This window comes from Paracoccus aminovorans, assembly GCF_900005615.1.
Classification (GTDB): domain Bacteria; phylum Pseudomonadota; class Alphaproteobacteria; order Rhodobacterales; family Rhodobacteraceae; genus Paracoccus; species Paracoccus aminovorans.
Map to the genome: position 1 here is coordinate 203,713 of NZ_LN832559.1, position 16,744 is coordinate 220,456.

At 62.2% G+C, this 16,744-nt stretch carries 13 protein-coding genes and 1 pseudogene; 6 read left to right on the forward strand and 8 right to left on the reverse strand.

Annotated features, from left to right (window positions below):
* Positions 1–4 precede the first annotated feature (4 nt).
* Positions 5–547, forward strand: coding sequence for a nucleotide exchange factor GrpE (locus tag JCM7685_RS01070; RefSeq protein WP_074968550.1), 543 nt, complete (start codon positions 5–7; stop codon positions 545–547).
* A gap of 94 nt (positions 548–641) precedes the next feature.
* On the opposite strand, the gene JCM7685_RS01075 is transcribed toward JCM7685_RS01070, so the two are convergent.
* The 8 genes and pseudogenes from JCM7685_RS01075 to JCM7685_RS01110 form a co-directional block, all read right to left on the reverse strand.
* On the reverse strand, positions 642–1,517 hold the full coding sequence (locus tag JCM7685_RS01075; protein ID WP_074968552.1) for a ParB/RepB/Spo0J family partition protein: 876 nt from the start codon (positions 1,515–1,517) through the stop codon (positions 642–644).
* Positions 1,518–1,526: 9 nt separating this feature from the next.
* Entirely contained in the window at positions 1,527–2,303 is a 777-nt protein-coding gene (locus JCM7685_RS01080) for a ParA family protein (RefSeq protein ID WP_074968554.1), read from the reverse strand.
* Positions 2,296–2,874: a 16S rRNA (guanine(527)-N(7))-methyltransferase RsmG gene (gene rsmG / locus JCM7685_RS01085; RefSeq protein ID WP_074968556.1), complete on the reverse strand. Its 579-nt coding sequence runs from the start codon at positions 2,872–2,874 to the stop codon at positions 2,296–2,298. Before rsmG ends, JCM7685_RS01080 begins: the two co-directional genes overlap by 8 nt.
* Positions 2,874–4,733: a tRNA uridine-5-carboxymethylaminomethyl(34) synthesis enzyme MnmG gene (mnmG, locus tag JCM7685_RS01090; RefSeq protein WP_074968558.1), complete on the reverse strand. Its 1,860-nt coding sequence runs from the start codon at positions 4,731–4,733 to the stop codon at positions 2,874–2,876. The genes rsmG and mnmG overlap by 1 nt, the downstream gene beginning before the upstream one ends.
* Before the next feature lie 8 nt (positions 4,734–4,741).
* Entirely contained in the window at positions 4,742–6,001 is a 1,260-nt protein-coding gene (gene mnmE / locus JCM7685_RS01095; RefSeq protein ID WP_074968560.1) for a tRNA uridine-5-carboxymethylaminomethyl(34) synthesis GTPase MnmE, read from the reverse strand.
* A 16-nt stretch (positions 6,002–6,017) separates the two neighbouring features.
* Positions 6,018–7,289, reverse strand: a complete 1,272-nt coding sequence (gene rho / locus JCM7685_RS01100; RefSeq protein WP_074968562.1) for a transcription termination factor Rho — start codon at positions 7,287–7,289, stop codon at positions 6,018–6,020.
* 121 nt (positions 7,290–7,410) lie between these two features.
* The gene (locus JCM7685_RS01105) at positions 7,411–7,857 is read right to left on the reverse strand and encodes a CopD family protein (protein WP_074968564.1); all 447 of its coding nucleotides are present in this window, start codon (positions 7,855–7,857) and stop codon (positions 7,411–7,413) included.
* Between the two features lie 396 nt (positions 7,858–8,253).
* Positions 8,254–9,269: pseudogene (locus tag JCM7685_RS01110) on the reverse strand (TAXI family TRAP transporter solute-binding subunit).
* Positions 9,270–9,486: 217 nt separating this feature from the next.
* Here JCM7685_RS01110 and JCM7685_RS01115 point away from each other — a divergent pair.
* The 5 genes from JCM7685_RS01115 to JCM7685_RS01140 all read left to right on the forward strand — a co-directional run bounded on the left by JCM7685_RS01115 (position 9,487) and on the right by JCM7685_RS01140 (position 16,705).
* Positions 9,487–10,725 (forward strand): aromatic ring-hydroxylating oxygenase subunit alpha, encoded by a 1,239-nt coding sequence (locus JCM7685_RS01115; protein ID WP_074968566.1) that lies wholly within the window; start codon positions 9,487–9,489, stop codon positions 10,723–10,725.
* Positions 10,725–11,801 (forward strand): hybrid-cluster NAD(P)-dependent oxidoreductase, encoded by a 1,077-nt coding sequence (locus JCM7685_RS01120; protein WP_074968568.1) that lies wholly within the window; start codon positions 10,725–10,727, stop codon positions 11,799–11,801. Before JCM7685_RS01115 ends, JCM7685_RS01120 begins: the two co-directional genes overlap by 1 nt.
* Positions 11,802–11,955: 154 nt before the next feature.
* A complete protein-coding gene (gene fdnG / locus JCM7685_RS01130) occupies positions 11,956–15,039 on the forward strand; it encodes a formate dehydrogenase-N subunit alpha (RefSeq protein WP_139218096.1) in 3,084 nt (1,027 codons plus the stop codon).
* Positions 15,036–16,019: a formate dehydrogenase subunit beta gene (fdxH, locus tag JCM7685_RS01135; RefSeq protein WP_083412784.1), complete on the forward strand. Its 984-nt coding sequence runs from the start codon at positions 15,036–15,038 to the stop codon at positions 16,017–16,019. Before fdnG ends, fdxH begins: the two co-directional genes overlap by 4 nt.
* Complete coding sequence (locus JCM7685_RS01140) at positions 16,019–16,705, forward strand: formate dehydrogenase subunit gamma (protein ID WP_074968574.1); 687 nt, start codon at positions 16,019–16,021, stop codon at positions 16,703–16,705. Before fdxH ends, JCM7685_RS01140 begins: the two co-directional genes overlap by 1 nt.
* Positions 16,706–16,744: the final 39 nt, after the last annotated feature.

Below are 16,744 nucleotides of genomic sequence, written 5' to 3' on the forward strand. Positions count from 1 at the left end.
GGATATGACGAAGGAAAACCCGAACGGCAGCCCGCTGGACGAGGATTTCATTGATCCGCTGGCCGATGAGGCGCCCTCGCCCGATGTCGAGGCGCTGGTCGCCGAGCGGGACGAATATCGCGACCGTTTCATGCGCGCGCTGGCCGATGCCGAGAACGCCCGCAAGCGCGCCGACAAAGAGCGCCGCGATGCCGAGCAATATGGCGGCTCGCGCCTGGCGCGCGACCTGCTGCCGGTGCATGACGCGCTGAGCCGGGCGCTGGATGCCGCCGGTGACGAACAGCGGACTGCGGCGGCGGCCTTGATCGAGGGCGTGGAGCTGACCCTGCGCGAGTTGAACAACGTCTTTGCCAAGCACGGCATCCGCGTCATCACCCCGGCGCTGGGTGACAAGTTCGATCCGCAACAGCATGAAGCGATGTTCGAGGCTCCGGTGCCTGGCACCTTGGCCGGCACCATCATCCAGGTGATGGACAACGGCTTCATGTTACATGATCGGCTGTTGCGCCCTGCAAAGGTTGGGGTCAGTTCGACGCCTGCGAACTGAATTCCGCCACAGCTGCACATAGAAAACCCCGGATTTCTCCGGGGTTTCTTCATAGAATTTGTATTTCTGTATCTGTTGAACTACAAAATGTGGTTCAATCGCCCGCAAGGGCCTGACACAGCCGATCCAGCTGATCCAGGTCGCGATAGGTGATCACCAGCTGGCCTCCCTCTGCCCCGCGATGATTGATCGCCACCTTCATCTTGAGATGTGCGGAAAGATCCCCCTCCAGAACCCGGGTGTCGGCGTCCTTCTCGGGCTTCACGGCCCGTGGCTTGGCGGCTGCCCCTTCGGCTTGGCGGCGGACCAGTTCCTCGGTCTCGCGGACGGAAAGATTCTTCTCGATGATCTTGCGCGCTAGTTCGACGGCATTCGGCGCCGTGATCAAGGCCCGGGCATGACCGGCGCTCAGCTTGCCTTCCTTGAGCCAGGATTGCACCTGCTCCGGCAGGTTGAGAAGCCGAAGCAGGTTCGCGATATGGCTGCGACTTTTGTTCAAGGCCTCGGCCAGCTTCTCTTGCGTATGACCGAAGCGGTCCATGAGTTGCCGATAGGAAGCCGCCTCTTCGATCGCATTCAGATCCGCCCGCTGGATATTCTCGACGATGGCAACTTCCAACACCTCGGTATCGGTGAAATCGCGAACGATGACCGGAACCTCGTGCAATTGCGCGATCTGTGCTGCGCGCCAACGCCGCTCACCGGCCACGATCTGGTAAAGCCCACGGTCGCTGGGGTGCGGGCGCACGATCAGCGGCTGCAGCATGCCGCGCGTCTTCAACGACTCCGCCAATTCCTGAAGGGCTTCAACCGCAAAACTGCGCCGCGGCTGGTCCGGATTCGGTGTCAGCTGTTCGACCGGCAGCACCTGCCGCGGTGCCGGCCGCTCGGAAGGGATCAGATCGACATCTGCCATGAGCGCCGAAAGACCACGGCCCAACCCGCGCTTTTCAAGCTTGTTATCGGACATTCTTCCTCACTAGACGGTGGCGAGCTGACGGGAGAGAAACTCCTTGGCCAACTCGCGATAGGCGGCGGTTCCCTTGGAGTTCGGATCGTATTGCAAGACCGGCATCGCATGCGAAGGCGCCTCGGACAGCCGGACATTCCGCGGAATCACGGTTCGATAGACCAGCCCAGAGAGCGTACTGCGTGCATCTGCCTCGACCTGTTGCGAAAGGTTGTTCCGGCTGTCGGACATGGTCAGCAGCACGCCTTCGATCCGCAGGTCCGGATTGGCGGTCTGGCGCACCTCGCGCACCGTCATCAGCAGCTGCGACAATCCTTCCAGCGCATAGAATTCGGCCTGCAGGGGCACCAGAACGCTGTCGGCAGCCACCATCGCATTGACCGTCAACAGACCCAATGCGGGCGGACAATCGATCAAGATATAGTCGAATTCCGATGGCTGGGACAGCTTTCGGCGCAAAAGCTGGGTTCGTCCTGGACGATTTGAAAGGTCGAAATCGGCCGAGGCCAGATCTCGATTCGACGGCACGATGCGCAAATTCGTGATGTCGGTGTCCTGAAGAGTCTGGCTCAGAACCTGCTCTCCGGCAAGAAGATCATAAGAGGTCGTGTTGCGCTCTTCCACCGGCACACCCAAGCCGGTCGATGCATTTCCCTGTGGGTCCAGGTCAATGATGACCACTTTATTGCCCTGTTCAGCCAAGGCAGCGCCCAGATTGATTGCCGTCGTGGTTTTTCCCACCCCGCCCTTCTGGTTTGCAACGGCAATGATGCGTGTATCAGGCATGTCGAATTCCCGTGATCTCCAGAATGGCCGCATCAGGTTCAGTGCGGCTGGGATGCGTCTTCAGGTCGAATAACCAGTTCTTCCGCGCCTCAGCGACCTCTTTTTGCCAGTTCCGCCCTTTCATGAGCCAGCCTGTCCCCTGCGGAGCAAGATGCTGCCCCACATATGCCATAAGCTGAGGTAACGGGGCAAGCGCCCTTGCGCTGATATTCATCGCATCGAGTCGATCAAGCTCCTCGATCCGCTTGCAAAGCACCGTGACATTAGGGAGCGATAGGTTGCGGATACAGTTGCGGAGGAAAGCAGCTTTACGCTGATCGCTTTCCACCAATTCGACAGCCAAATCCGGCCTTGCAATCGCGACCACCATACCCGGCAAACCACCACCGCTGCCAAGATCAACCCACCGTCCTTCGGCGCCGAAGGAGAGCTGGGCAAGCTGCAGCGAATCGGCGATATGTCGGGATTCGACATGGTCAATCGTGCTGGGCGCGATCAGATTGATTGCAGAATTCCACTTGCGCAACAATGCGGCATAAGCCTGCAACTGTGTTTCACGTGAAACAGTCATCATGCGCTTCGGCGCTGGCCAGAGCGGAGAACAGCCAAGATCAAGGTAAGCGCCGCTGGCGTCATCCCCTCGATCTGCGCCGCAGCGGCTAGGCTAGCTGGACGAAGCTGGGTCAGCTTTGCTTTCAATTCATTCGACAGACCGGAAATCACCGCATAATCGAAATGTTGCGGAATGCTGACCGCTTCTTCCTTCCGAAGCAATTCGGCATCTCTCTCCTGCCGATCCGTATACTGCCGATAAAGCGCGTCGATCGCCAGTTGCCGAACCGTCCGCGCATCGTATCCAGCCAGTTCCGAATCCAAAGCAAGCACTTGTTCCAATTCAATATCCTGTTGCGCCAGCAAAGCGAACAAACTTCGCCTTGTTCCGTCCTGCCGCACGTCGATTCCGAGCCGCGACAATTCGGTCGGCGTAAAACTGATGCTTTCCGCACGCGTCCGGGCAGTGGAGTATCGACGGATCTTCTCGTTGAAGCTATTCCTGCGCGCAGTGCTGACACAACCGATTTCGATGCCCAGCGGTGTCAGCCTTTGATCCGCATTGTCCGCACGAAGCGACAAGCGGAACTCTGCCCTGGACGTAAACATGCGATAGGGCTCACTCACACCGCGGCTTACCAAATCGTCTATCATCACGCCAATATAGCTTTCCGAGCGGCTGAAATGAATTGGAGCACGGCGCTGAGCCTTCAAAGCAGCGTTCAGACCGGCCACCAGACCTTGCGCAGCGGCCTCTTCATATCCGGTCGTACCATTGATCTGCCCTGCTAGGAAAAGACCCGACAGGGTCTTCACCTCCAGAGAGGGGGTCAGTGCGCGCGGGTCGACATAGTCATATTCGACGGCATAACCCGGCTGAACGATCCGGGCATGCTCAAGACCGAGGATCGAGTGCACATAGGCAAGTTGGACCTCTTCCGGGAGCGAAGTCGAAATCCCGTTCGGATAAACCAGCGGGCTATCCAATCCTTCCGGTTCCAAAAAGATCTGGTGAGATTCCTTCTCGGAAAAACGCAAGATCTTATCCTCGATGGAGGGACAATAGCGCGGCCCCACCCCGTCGATCCTGCCACTATACATGGCAGAACGAGAAAGATTATCACGGATAATGCGATGCGTTTGAGCATTTGTATGGGTGATGGCACAGCTGATCTGCGGCACGCAAGGCACGGAATTGAGATAGGAAAACATCGCCGGGTCGTCGTCGCCCGGCTGCTGGTCCAGACTGTCCCAGTCAATGCTTGCGCGCTCGATCCGCGGCGGGGTACCGGTTTTCAGCCGGCCCAGCGGCAGACCCAGCGGCTGCAGTGAAGCCGCCAAGGATCGGGAGGCGGTTCCGCCCCAGCGACCCGCTTGCCGTGTTACTTCTCCGATATGGATAAGGCCGTTCAGAAAGGTGCCTGTCGTCAGCACCAATTGCTCTGTTGCGAACTCTTCGCCATCGGCCAGCCGCAGGCCTGTCACCCGGCCCTTCTCATGCAAAATCGCGGCGGCCTCGCCTAAGATGAGTTGCAAGCCTTCCTGCGCCTTCACCGCCGCTGTAGTCGCTGCGCGGTAGAGGCTGCGATCTGCCTGCGCGCGGGGTCCTTGAACTGCCGGGCCCTTGCGCCGATTCAGCAGCCGGAACTGTATCCCAGCGGCGTCTGCCATTCGCCCCATTACCCCGTCCAGGGCATCGATTTCTCGCACCAAGTGGCCTTTTCCCAGTCCGCCGATCGCAGGATTGCAGGACATTGTCCCCAGATCCTGTTCGGTCAACGTGACCAAGGCGGTATCTCCGCCCATCCGGGCCGCAGCCATTGCAGCCTCAACGCCTGCATGACCCCCGCCCACCACGATTACGTCGAATTGTTTCACGTGAAACCTTACTTTCCGATGCAAAACGAGCTGAAGATTTCGTCCAGATAATCCTCTGCTCCGACCCGGCCCACCATCATCGCGAGGGCATGCGAGGCGTGCCGCAGCGATTCGGCCAGAAACTCCGGCGCCAAGCTGTTGTCGATCTCCAACGCCCGCAACACTCGCTCTAATGCCTCAGCCTGACGCTTATGGCCGACCAAGCCGGAATCAGCGGCCCTAACTCGCAGTCGATCATAGACCAGATCGAGAAGTTCCGCGACCCCTTCCCCGGTCAAGGCCGAAATAGCCGGACCAGTCGCGTTTCCCAGATCAGCCTTGGAACGCAATGAAATATCTTCATCGTCCTGGACTTCGACAGGGCGGCCGTCTTCCGAGAGATAGATCCGCAGATCGGCTTCTGCTGCACGCTTGCGCGCCCGGGCAATGCCCATTGCTTCGACTGGATCTCGACTCTCGCGCAATCCCGCCGTGTCAAGGAAAGTGACAGGCAGGCCTCGCAGATCGGTGCGCAATTCCAGAGTATCGCGCGTCGTACCGGCAATGTCCGACACTAGCGCGATCTCACGTTGGCCGATACGATTCAGAAGTGTCGACTTTCCGGCATTCGGTGGTCCGATAATGGCAACCTCGTAGCCCTGCCGCAAGCGCTCGGTGGCAGGATAAGCCGCAAGCAACTGCCGGATATCGTTTTTCACCCCTTCGATAAGCGCGAAAACCTCGGCAGGAACGTCTTCAGGAACGTCTTCATCGGCAAAATCGATGCTCGCCTCGACCAAGGCGCCGGCGCGGATCAGTTTGACGCGCAAGGCATCGGACTTTTCACCCAATTCGCCCTCGGCAGCGCGCATGGCCAGGCGCCGTTGCGCTTCGGTCTCGGCTGAGAGCAGATCCGCCAGCCCTTCCGCTTCGGCCAAATCCATGCGGCCGTTCAGGAAGGCCCGTCGACTGAACTCTCCGGCCTCGGCCCGGCGCAATCCCCGCGCCAGGAGAGCATGAGACAGTCGATTGGCAATGACCGGGGCACCATGCAGATGCAATTCGGCGGTTTCTTCGCCGGTGAAGCTGCCGCCTTCCTCGAACCAGACCACCAAGGCGCGGTCGATCAGATCGCCACCGTCCCGCAACGCCCGAAGCGTGGTTCGGCGGGGTTCCGGCAGGGGTCCGGCAAGCGATTCCAGCGTGGTCCGCGCCAGCGGCCCGCTCAGGCGAACGACGGAAACGCCCCCCCGACCGGGAGGCGTCGCCTCGGCAAAGATCGTGTCCACCGCATCCTCCGCGCCGTCAGGCGTTCATCGAATCGAAGAATTCGCCGTTGGTCTTGGTCTGCTTCAGCTTCGAGATCAGGAATTCGATCGCGTCCGTGGTGCCCATCGGGTTCAGGATGCGCCGCAGCAGATAGGTCTTTTGCAGATCCTTGGCATCGACCAGCAGCTCTTCCTTGCGGGTACCGGATTTCAGGATGTCCATCGCCGGGAAGACCCGCTTGTCCGCCACTTTGCGATCCAGGACGATCTCGCTGTTGCCGGTACCCTTGAATTCCTCGAAAATCACTTCATCCATGCGCGAGCCGGTGTCGATCAGGGCCGTGGCGATAATGGTCAGCGAGCCGCCTTCCTCGATATTCCGGGCGGCGCCGAAGAAGCGTTTCGGACGCTGCAACGCGTTCGCGTCCACACCGCCGGTCAGGACCTTGCCCGAGCTCGGCACCACAGTATTGAATGCCCTACCAAGCCTTGTTATCGAATCTAACAGAATCACAACATCTCGTTTGTGTTCGACCAAACGTTTTGCCTTTTCGATGACCATTTCCGAAACGGCGACATGCCGGCTGGCCGGTTCATCAAAGGTTGACGATACCACCTCTCCCTTGACCGAGCGCTGCATGTCCGTCACCTCTTCCGGTCGCTCGTCGATCAGCAGCACGATCAGGTAGCATTCAGGATGGTTGTTGGCGATAGAATGGGCAATGTTCTGCAGCAGCACGGTCTTGCCGGTGCGCGGCGGTGCCACGATCAGCGAACGCTGGCCCTTGCCGATGGGCGCGACCAGATCGATGATCCGGGCCGAGCGGTCCTTGATCGTCGGGTCCTCGATCTCCATTTTCAGCCGATCGTTCGGATAAAGCGGCGTCAGGTTGTCGAAGGCAACCTTGTGGCGCGCCTTCTCGGGATGCTCGAAATTGATCCGCTCGACCTTGGTCAGGGCGAAATAGCGCTCGTTCTCGCCCGGGGCGCGAATCACGCCTTCGACGGTATCGCCGGTGCGCAGGCTGTGCTGCCGGATCATCTCGGGGCTGACATAGATGTCGTCCGGGCCGGGCAGGTAGTTCGCCTCGGTCGAGCGCAGGAAACCGAAACCGTCCTGCACCACCTCGAGCACGCCGTCGCCGCCGATGTCCCAACCGTCCTCGGCATGTTCCTTGAGCAGCGAGAACATCATCTCGCCCTTGCGCATGGTCGAGGCGTTCTCGATCTCCCATTCCTCGGCCATGGACAGCAGGTCGGCCGGACTCTTGGCCTTGAGATCGGACAGGTTAAGACGTTCTTCGGTCATCGCTCGCCTATATGCGCCATGACCGACAGGAATCGGTCCGCGCGGAAAACTGTATCTGGAAAGATTCCGCCGGACGGCGGACAGGCGTCACATAGGCACAATGTGGCGGCGAGTCAATTCTTCAGAACTTCACGATCACCGAGAGCACGATCAGCGCCATGAGCAGCGTCGGCAGTTCGTTCATCATCCGATAGCGCCGCCCGGTCAGCCCGTGCCCGGCCAGCAGCGCCTTGCGCTGGCCGGCCAGCCACATGTGAAACCAGGTCATGCCCAGCACCCCCGCCGCCTTGGTCCAGGGCCAGACCATCGTCCAATCGACGATCCCCGGCGTCAGCACCAGCGCCAGTCCGGCGACCCAGCTGACCACCATGGCCGGGTTCATGATCATGCGCAGAAGTTTCTCTTCCATGATCCGGAAGGATTGCACCGGCTCCGGCCCCTGCTGGCCGCGTTCGGCATGATAGACGAACAGCCGCGGCAGGTAGAACAGCCCCGCCATCCAGGAAATCACCGCCATCACATGCAGCGCTTTGGTCCAGGGATAAGCAAGAGCCAGCAGATCGGTCATCGGTCACCTCCGCGTCTTCTCCTCTATCAAAAGAAGAAGAAGATAAAGAAGATGATGTAGTTGTTGGGCCTGTGGACAGCGGGAAATCCTGGGTCCGGGACGGAAACCCCCAGCCGCAGGCCTCTGGGGAAAACTTGGGCGTTAATCATTCGTTAATAATTTTTTCATTTTAGAACAAAGAAATAAAGACGAAGCCTCTGTGGATAAGTTTGTGAAAATTTTTCTTTTCCACAGCCTGTTGATCGCTTGCCGCCAGTTCTGGACATGTGGAGAAACACGGTTCGTTCACGCTGCCTTCGGCCCGTCCATGCACAGGGCGCAAGACCGGGCGACGCTCTCCACAGCCCATGCCCGCCGAGTCGTAGGGTCTTATCCACAGACTTGTGCCAAGTCGGCCTATTTCAGCAGCCCCGCCTCGCGGTAATATCGCGCGGCGCCCGGGTGCAGCGGGATGGCAAGGCCCTCCAGCGCGCGTTCGGCCAAGATGTCGCGGCCGCGGGCATGTCCGGCTTCCAGCAGGCGGCGGGTGCGGTCGTTCCACAGCGCCCGGGTAATGTCGTGGATCAGCGCCTCGGGCTGGTCGGCCGAAGTGACCCATTCCGCCCCGACCGAGATCGTATGCACCTCGGCCTCCTGACCCTGGTAGGTGCCGGCAGGGATGATGCTGCGGGCAAGGAACCCGTGCCGGGCGATCAGCGCCTCGGCCAGGGCGCCGTCGATGGGCAGGATCGCCAGGTCCTGCTGGCTGGCCAGTTCCGCGATGGCGCCGGCGGGATACCCGCCGACGAAAAACAGCGCATCCAACCGGCCCTGACCCATTTCCTCGACGGCACGGCTCAGGGGCAGATACTGGGCGAGGATGTCCTGTTCGGACAGTCCGGCGCCGGCCAGGATGATCTGCGTATCGACCAGCGTGCCCGAGCCCGGCTCGTCCAGCGACACCCGCTTGCCTCTAAGATCGGCGACCGAGGCGATGCCGGCGGCCTGCGCGCGACCAGATGGATCGATTCGGGATAGAGATTGGCGATGGCGCGCAGCTTGTCGGCCGGGGGCCGGTCCTGCCAGATGCCGGTGCCGGAATAGGCCCAGGCGGCGATGTCGCCCTGGACGAAGCCCGATTCCAGGGCGCCCGCCTGGATCGCGACCGCATTGGCCACCGAACCGTTGGTGGCCTGGGCCGAGGCCACCAGCCCCGGCACCCCGCAGGCTTGGCCGGTCTTGCAGGCCCGCGCCCCGGGCGGGGCCGAGATCGCATCGGCCAGCAGGCTGCCTATGGGATAATAGGTTCCGGCGGTGCTGCCGGTGCCGATGCGAAAGAACCGCGGACCCGCATCCTGGCCATCCTGCGCGAGGGCCGCTCCGCCCAGGATCAGCGCCGCCGCAGCGGCGGCAAGAATGCGTCGGAAAAGCATGGCGCCTCCGGTTTTCGCTGGTGATCCTGATTCACAGCTAGCGACGGCTGGATCGCCCTGACAACCGCCTTTCTTGCGGATTTCCGGGCAGGCTGCGGAAAACGCCGCCGGTGAGGTTCGTTTCCGTCATTCATGCGTCGCATTTGAAGAACGCCGCCCGTGAAAACAGGTGCATTCCTGAACACAGCACGACCCCCACAGCCAGCGGAGCCCAGCCATGCTGAATACGGCCGAAATTCTGAACCAGCTCGTCAATCGCAAGAAAAACTTCGCGCTGCCCCGCGATCTGTATTGCGACCAAGGCGTGTTTCAGGCCGATCTCGAGAACATCTGGTACAAGGAATGGCTGTACGCCATCCCGGCCTGCGAAGTCCCCAAGACCGGCAACTATGCCACCATGCAGGTCGGCGCCTATCCGCTTCTGATCGTGCGCGGCGGCGACGGCAAGATCCGCGCCTTCCACAACGTCTGCCGCCACCGCGGCCAGCGCCTGTGCTCCAAGCCGAACGGCTCGACCCCGAAACTGGTCTGCCCCTATCACCAGTGGACCTATGAGCTGGACGGCAAGCTGCTCTATGCCCGCGACATGGGCGACGATTTCGACGCCTCGAAATTCGGCCTGAAGACGGTGCATTGCGTCGAGCTGAACGGCATGGTCTTCGTCTGCCTGGCAGAAGTGCCGCCGGCGATCGGCGACCTGGCCAAGCAGCTGGCCGGCTACCTGGCCCCCGGCGCGCTGAACGACGCGAAAGTGGCCTTCAGCTCGACCATCATCGAGAACGGCAACTGGAAGCTGGTGATCGAGAACAACCGCGAGTGCTATCACTGCGGCGGTGCGCACCCCTCGCTGTGCCGGACCTATTCCGACAACCCGCGCATGACCGCGATGGAAGGCCCCGACAGCGCCAGCCCCGACATCCTGGCCCATTGGAAGCGTTGCGAAGAGGCCGGCCTGCCCTCGCGCTTCGTGAACCACCCCAAGATGCAATGGCGCCTGGCCCGCATCCCGCTGCTGAACAACGCCGAAAGCTACACGCTTTCGACCAAGGCCGCGGTCGCCAAGCGGATGGGCAGCATGCCCTTCAACGACGCCGGGAGCCTGCTGTTCTTCCACTATCCGAACACCTGGAACCACTTCCTGGCCGACCACGCCATCGTGTTCCGCACCCTGCCGATCAGCCCCACCGAAACCCAGGTGACGACCAACTGGCTGGTGCACAAGGACGCCGTGGAAGGCGTGGACTACGACATCGAGACCCTGACCCGCGTCTGGCTGAACACCAACGACGAGGACCGCCAGGTGGTCGAGGAAAACCAGAAGGGCATCCTGTCGCCCGCCTATGAGCCCGGCCCCTATTCCTCGATCCAGGAAGAAGGCGTGGTGCAGTTCATCGACTGGTATGCCGGCACGATGATCGACCGGCTTTCGCCCACCCCGGCGATGGCGGCCGAATAATGGCGGTTCTGGTCAAGAACTTCGGCGACAAGTCGTGGAAGGACGACGAGTTGCTGGAATGCGTGATGGTGGTGCCCGAGGTCTCGGACACCGCCACCTTCACCTTCCGGGCGCCGTCCGGGGCGTTCTTCGACTTCAAGCCCGGCCAGTTCCTGACGCTCGATCTGCCGGTCCCCGGCGGCAACGTGCAGCGGACCTATACGATCTCGTCCTCGCCGTCGCGGCCGCTGTCGATCTCGGTCACGGTCAAGGCGGGTCCGGACAGCATCGGCACGCGCTGGATGCTGGACCACCTGCGGCCCGGGATGAAGCTCAAGGCCTATGGTGCGAACGGCATCTTTACCTTCATCAACCATGAGGCGCCGAAGTACCTGTTCATTTCGGCCGGCTCGGGCATCACCCCGGTGATGTCGATGACCACCTGGGCCTGGGATTCGGGCGAGATGCCGGACATCGTGTTCGTGCATGCCGCCCGCGCGCCCAGCGAGATTATCTTCCGCCAGCAGCTGGAGAACATGGCCGACCGCGTGCCCGGCCTGCAGCTGCGCTTCACGGTCGAACAGGATGACCCCTTCCGCACCTGGCACGGCTATCGCGGCCGGCTGAACCAGATCATGCTGGGCCTGATGGCGCCGGACTATCTGGAACGCGAGGTGTTCTGCTGCGGTCCCGAGCCCTTCATGCAGGCCGTGCGCGACATGCTGATCGCGCTCGGCTACGACATGGATCATTACCATCAGGAAAGCTTCGGTGCGCCGGTCAAGACCGAAGCCGATGCGCCGGTCCTGCATGACGTGATTCCGGACGAGCAATCCGGGGCGCAGATCACCTTCGAATCCTCGGGCATCACCGCGAACTGCCACGAGACCGACACCGTGCTGGCAGTGGCCAAGGCCAACGGGCTGAACATCCCCTCGGGCTGCACCTTCGGCCTGTGCGGCACCTGCAAGGTCCGCAAGACCTCGGGCGAGGTGCACATGGTCCACAACGGCGGCATCACCGAAGACGACATCGCCGAAGGCTATATCCTCGCCTGCTGCTCGCATCCGATCGGGGCTGTCGCCGTCGAGGTTTGACAGGACCGTTGTGTTCGGATATACATAACGAACGATACCCTCTCAAAGGCGCGCTCCCTGCGGGGCGCGCCTTCTGTCGTGCGCTTGACATAGCTACCATACGGGGTGATCCTGTTTGCGTACCTATCCATTCGACAGGCAACAGGAGGGAACGATGAACATCGACCTCTCGCGGCGCGGCTTCCTGAAGCTGGCGGGCGCGGGTGTCGCGGCAACGTCGCTGGGGGCCATGGGCTTCGGCGAGGCCGAGGCGGCAGAGCAGGCGCATGTGCGCGCCTTCAAGCTGGCCTCGATGACCGAGACCCGGAACACCTGCACCTATTGCTCGGTCGCCTGCGGCATCCTGATCTATTCCAAGGGCGACGTGGCCGCCGGCGAACAGGCCGAGATCATCCATATCGAGGGCGACGCCGACCACCCGACCAACCGCGGTACGCTGTGCCCGAAAGGCGCGGCGCTGAAGGACATCGTCCATTCCGAGACCCGCCTGACCACGCCGCGCATCCGCCGCCCCGGCGCCGACGGCTTCCAGGACATCGGCTGGGACGAGGCGCTGGACAAGATCGCCCGCGCGCTGAAGGATGACCGCGACGCCAACATGGTGTTGACCAACGACGATGGCGTGCCGGTGAACCGCTGGACGACGACCGGCTTCCTGGCCGCTTCGGCCACCACGAACGAAACCGCATGGCTGACCTACAAGACGGTGCGCGCCATGGGGATCGTCGGATTCGACAACCAGGCGCGCGTCTGACACGGCCCCACGGTGTCCAGTTTGGGCCCGACATTTGGCCGCGGAGCGATGACCAACCCCTGGACCGACATCAAGAACACCGACCTGGTGATCGTGATGGGCGGGAATGCCGCCGAAGCCCATCCCTGCGGCTTCAAATGGGTGACCGAAGCCAAGGCGCATCGTGGCGCCAAGCTGATCGTCGTGGACCCTCGGTTCACGCGCACGGCCTCGGTGTCCGACTATTACGCGCCGATCCGACCCGGGTCCGACATCACCTTCCTGATGGCCATGATCAACTGGATGATCCAGAACGATAAGGTCCAGTGGGAATATGTGAAGAACTTCACCAATGCGCCCTTCATCGTGAAGGACGAGTTCGGCTGGAGCGACGGGCTGTTCTCGGGCTACGACCCCGAAAAGCGCGACTATGACAAATCGAGCTGGGATTACGTCATCGGCGACGACGGCTTTGCCGCCGTGGACATGACCCTGCAACACCCGCGCTGCGTCTGGAACCTGCTCAAGGAGCATGTCTCGCGCTATACGCCCGAACTGGTCGAGCAGGTCTGCGGCACGCCCAAGGACCGTTTCCTGCATATCGCGGAAATGATCGGCGCATGTTCGGCGCCCGACAAGACCATGACCTCGATGTATGCGCTGGGCTGGACGCAGCATTCCAAGGGCGCGCAGAACATCCGCGGCATGGCGATGCTGCAGCTGGTGCTGGGCAATATCGGCGTGCGCGGCGGCGGCATGAACGCCTTGCGCGGGCATTCCAACATCCAGGGCCTGACCGACATCGGGCTGATGTCGAACCTGATCCCGGGCTATCTGAACATCCCGACCGAAAAGGAAGCGGACTGGGCGACCTATATGTCCAGCCGCGAATTCAAGCCGCTGCGGCCGGGCCAGACCAGCTATTGGCAGAACTACCCGAAATTCATGGTCAGCTTCATGAAGGCCATGTGGGGCGATGCCGCGACGGTCGAAAACGACTGGGCCTATCACTACCTGCCCAAGCTGGACGTGCCGACCTATGACATCCTGCGCATGTTCGAGCTGATGAAGGCCGGCAAGATCACCAACTACTTCTGTCAGGGCTTCAACCCGCTTCTGGCCTTCCCGAACCGGGCCAAGCTGACCGAGGCGCTGTCGAAGCTGAAGCTGCTGGTCATCATGGACCCGTTGGAGACCGAGACCGCCCGCTTCTGGGAAAACCACGGCGAATACAACGAGGTGGACCCGGCCGCGATCCAGACCGAGGTGATCCAGCTGCCGACCACCTGCTTTGCCGAGGACGACGGTTCGCTGGTGAATTCGGGGCGCTGGCTGCAATGGCACTGGGCGGCGGGCACGCCTCCGGGCCAGTCCAAGCGCGACACTTGGATCATGTCGCAGATCTTCCAGCGCGTCAGGAAGCTTTACCAGGACGAAGGCGGCATCTTCCCCGACCCGATCCTGAACCTGACCTGGGACTATGCCGATCCCGAGGAGCCGACCGCCGAGGAACTGGCGAAAGAGATGAACGGCCGCGCCCTGAAGGACGTCTACGACCTCAAGGACACGGCCAAGCTGCTGACGCCGGCGGGCAAGCAGCTGCTGAACTTCAGCCAGTATCGCGACGACGGCTCGACCATGGGCGGCTGCTGGATCTTCTCGGGCTGCTGGAACGAGGACGGCAACATGATGGCGCGGCGGGACAATGCCGATCCCGACGACTCCGGCATGTTCCCGAACTGGACCTATGCCTGGCCGCTGAACCGGCGCGTGCTCTACAACCGCGCCTCGGCGGACATGCAGGGCAAGCCCTGGGACCCGTCGCGCAAGCTGATGGAATGGGACGGCGAGAAATGGGCGGGCTACGACGTGCCCGACATCGCCCCCACCTCGAAACCCGGCGAGGTCGGCCCCTTCATCATGAACCAGGAGGGGACATCGCGTCTCTTTACCCGGGGCATGATGCGCGACGGGCCGTTCCCGACGCATATGGAGCCCTTCGAGTCGCCGATCGCCAACCCGTTCAACCCCGAGATGCGGGGCAATCCGGTGGCGCGGGTGTTCGTGGACGATGCCGAGCAATTCGCCACCAGCGAGGAATTCCCGCTTGTCGCGACCTCCTATCGCCTGACCGAGCATTTCCACTACTGGACCAAGAACAACCGCATCAACGCCGCGCTGCAGCCCGAATTCTTCGTCGAGATCAGCAAGGAACTCGCCGCCGAAAAGGGCATCACCAAGGGCGGCATGGTGCGGGTCTGGTCCAAGCGCGGCTCGATCAAGGCGCGGGCGCTGGTGACCGGCCGGATCAAGCCGCTGCAATGCGGTGACAAGCTGGTCCATGTCGTCGGCATCCCGCTGCACTGGGGCTTCGTCGGCGCGGCGCGCAAAGGGTTCGGGCCGAACAGCCTGACGCCCTTCGTCGGCGACGCCAACGTGGAAACGCCCGAATTCAAGGCGTTCCTCGTCAATATCGAGCCAGCGACAGGGGAGGCGGTATCGTGACTCAGGACCCGAACCTCGACAGCCCGCGGACGGCGGTCTCGAACCCGCCGGTGCAGCCGATGCCGGCCAATCTTGGCGCGGGCGACGTGGTCCGCGCCTCGGCCATGCCCAACCTGCCCCCGCCCGAGCGCGAGCTGACGCCGGTGGCGAAGCTGATCGACGTCAGCAAATGCATCGGCTGCAAGGCCTGCCAATCGGCCTGCGCGGAATGGAACGACACCCATCCCGAGATCGGCCATAACACCGGGGTTTATGAAAATCCCGCGGACCTCTCGCCCGAGATGTTCACGCTGATGCGGTTCAGCGAATACGAAAACCCCCAGACCGGGGATTTCGAATGGCTGATCCGCAAGGACGGCTGCATGCATTGCGCCGATCCGGGCTGCCTCAAGGCCTGCCCGGCCCCGGGCGCCATCGTGCAATATTCCAACGGCATCGTGGATTTCATCCACGAGAACTGCATCGGCTGCGGCTATTGCGTCACCGGCTGCCCCTTCGACATCCCGCGTATCAGCCAAAAGACCCATGTCAGCTACAAATGCACGCTGTGCTCGGACCGGGTGGCGGTGGGCCAGGGGCCGGCCTGCGCCAAGGCCTGCCCGACCCAGGCCATCGTCTTCGGCACCAAGGAGGACATGGTCGCCCATGCCGAGGCCCGGGTCGAGGATCTGAAATCGCGCGGCTACGACAACGCCGGCATCTACGACCCGGCGGGGGTGGGCGGTACGCATGTCTTTTACGTGCTGCATCACGCCGACCAGCCGGGGCTTTATGCCGACCTGCCGGCCGATCCGCAGATCTCGCCGGTGGTGCGCGGCTGGAAGGGCGTGACCAAGACCGTGGGCCTTGCCGCCATCGGCCTTGCCGCCGTCGGCTCGGTGCTGCACGGGTTGCTGGGCCGCGCCAACACCGTCAGCGCCGAGGACGAGCACGAGGCCGAGGAGCTGGTGGACCACACCCAGGGAACGGAGAAGGCGTGATGGCGAACCGGCTTTATTCCCAACCCGGCGACCGGATCGAGACCACCGATCCGGTAACCGTCAACCGCTATCGCGGCTTCACCCGCGCCAATCACTGGGTGACGGCCGCCAGCCTGATCGTGCTTTTGCTGTCGGGCATGGCGCTGTTCCATCCGTCGCTGTTCTTCCTGACCGGGATCTTCGGCGGCGGCCAGACCACGCGCTGGCTGCACCCCTTCGTCGGCATCCTGCTGTTCTTCAGCTTCCTGATCCTGTTCCTGCAGCTCTGGCGGCTGAACCTGCCCAAGCCCGAGGATACCACCTGGGTCAGCCACATCGGCGAGGTGGTGAAGGGCGAAGAGGAAAAGCTGCCCGAGCTTGGCAAGTACAATGCCGGGCAGAAGTTCATCTTCTGGGCGATGTCGGCGCTGATCGTGGTGCTGATCGTCTCGGGCGTGATGATCTGGGAACAGTATTTCCCGGATCTGGTCAGCATCCCCGTGCGCCGCTGGGCGGTGCTGGTGCATTCGCTGGCGGCGGTGGCGATCATCCTGGTCTTCATCCTGCACGTCTATGCGGCGTTCTGGACCCGCGGTACGCTGCGCGCCATGACCCGCGGCACCGTCACCGGCGGCTGGGCCTGGAAGCATCACCGCAAATGGCTGCGGGAACTGGCTGGACGCGACCGCCGCGGCCCGGCAGAGTAGGGCAAAACCCCAAGGTGGCCGGTCGGCACAAGGAAAGCC

What these genes read in the sequence shown, in the direction of transcription:
- JCM7685_RS01070 (WP_074968550.1), top strand. Translation starts at nt 5, where the DNA reads ATGACGAAGGAAAACCCGAACGGCAGCCCGCTGGACGAGGATTTCATT.
- JCM7685_RS01075 (WP_074968552.1), bottom strand. Translation starts at nt 1,517, where the DNA reads ATGTCCGATAACAAGCTTGAAAAGCGCGGGTTGGGCCGTGGTCTTTCG.
- JCM7685_RS01080 (WP_074968554.1), bottom strand. Translation starts at nt 2,303, where the DNA reads ATGCCTGATACACGCATCATTGCCGTTGCAAACCAGAAGGGCGGGGTG.
- rsmG (WP_074968556.1), bottom strand. Translation starts at nt 2,874, where the DNA reads ATGACTGTTTCACGTGAAACACAGTTGCAGGCTTATGCCGCATTGTTG.
- rho (WP_074968562.1), bottom strand. Translation starts at nt 7,289, where the DNA reads ATGACCGAAGAACGTCTTAACCTGTCCGATCTCAAGGCCAAGAGTCCG.
- JCM7685_RS01105 (WP_074968564.1), bottom strand. Translation starts at nt 7,857, where the DNA reads ATGACCGATCTGCTGGCTCTTGCTTATCCCTGGACCAAAGCGCTGCAT.
- JCM7685_RS01115 (WP_074968566.1), top strand. Translation starts at nt 9,487, where the DNA reads ATGCTGAATACGGCCGAAATTCTGAACCAGCTCGTCAATCGCAAGAAA.
- JCM7685_RS01120 (WP_074968568.1), top strand. Translation starts at nt 10,725, where the DNA reads ATGGCGGTTCTGGTCAAGAACTTCGGCGACAAGTCGTGGAAGGACGAC.
- JCM7685_RS01140 (WP_074968574.1), top strand. Translation starts at nt 16,019, where the DNA reads ATGGCGAACCGGCTTTATTCCCAACCCGGCGACCGGATCGAGACCACC.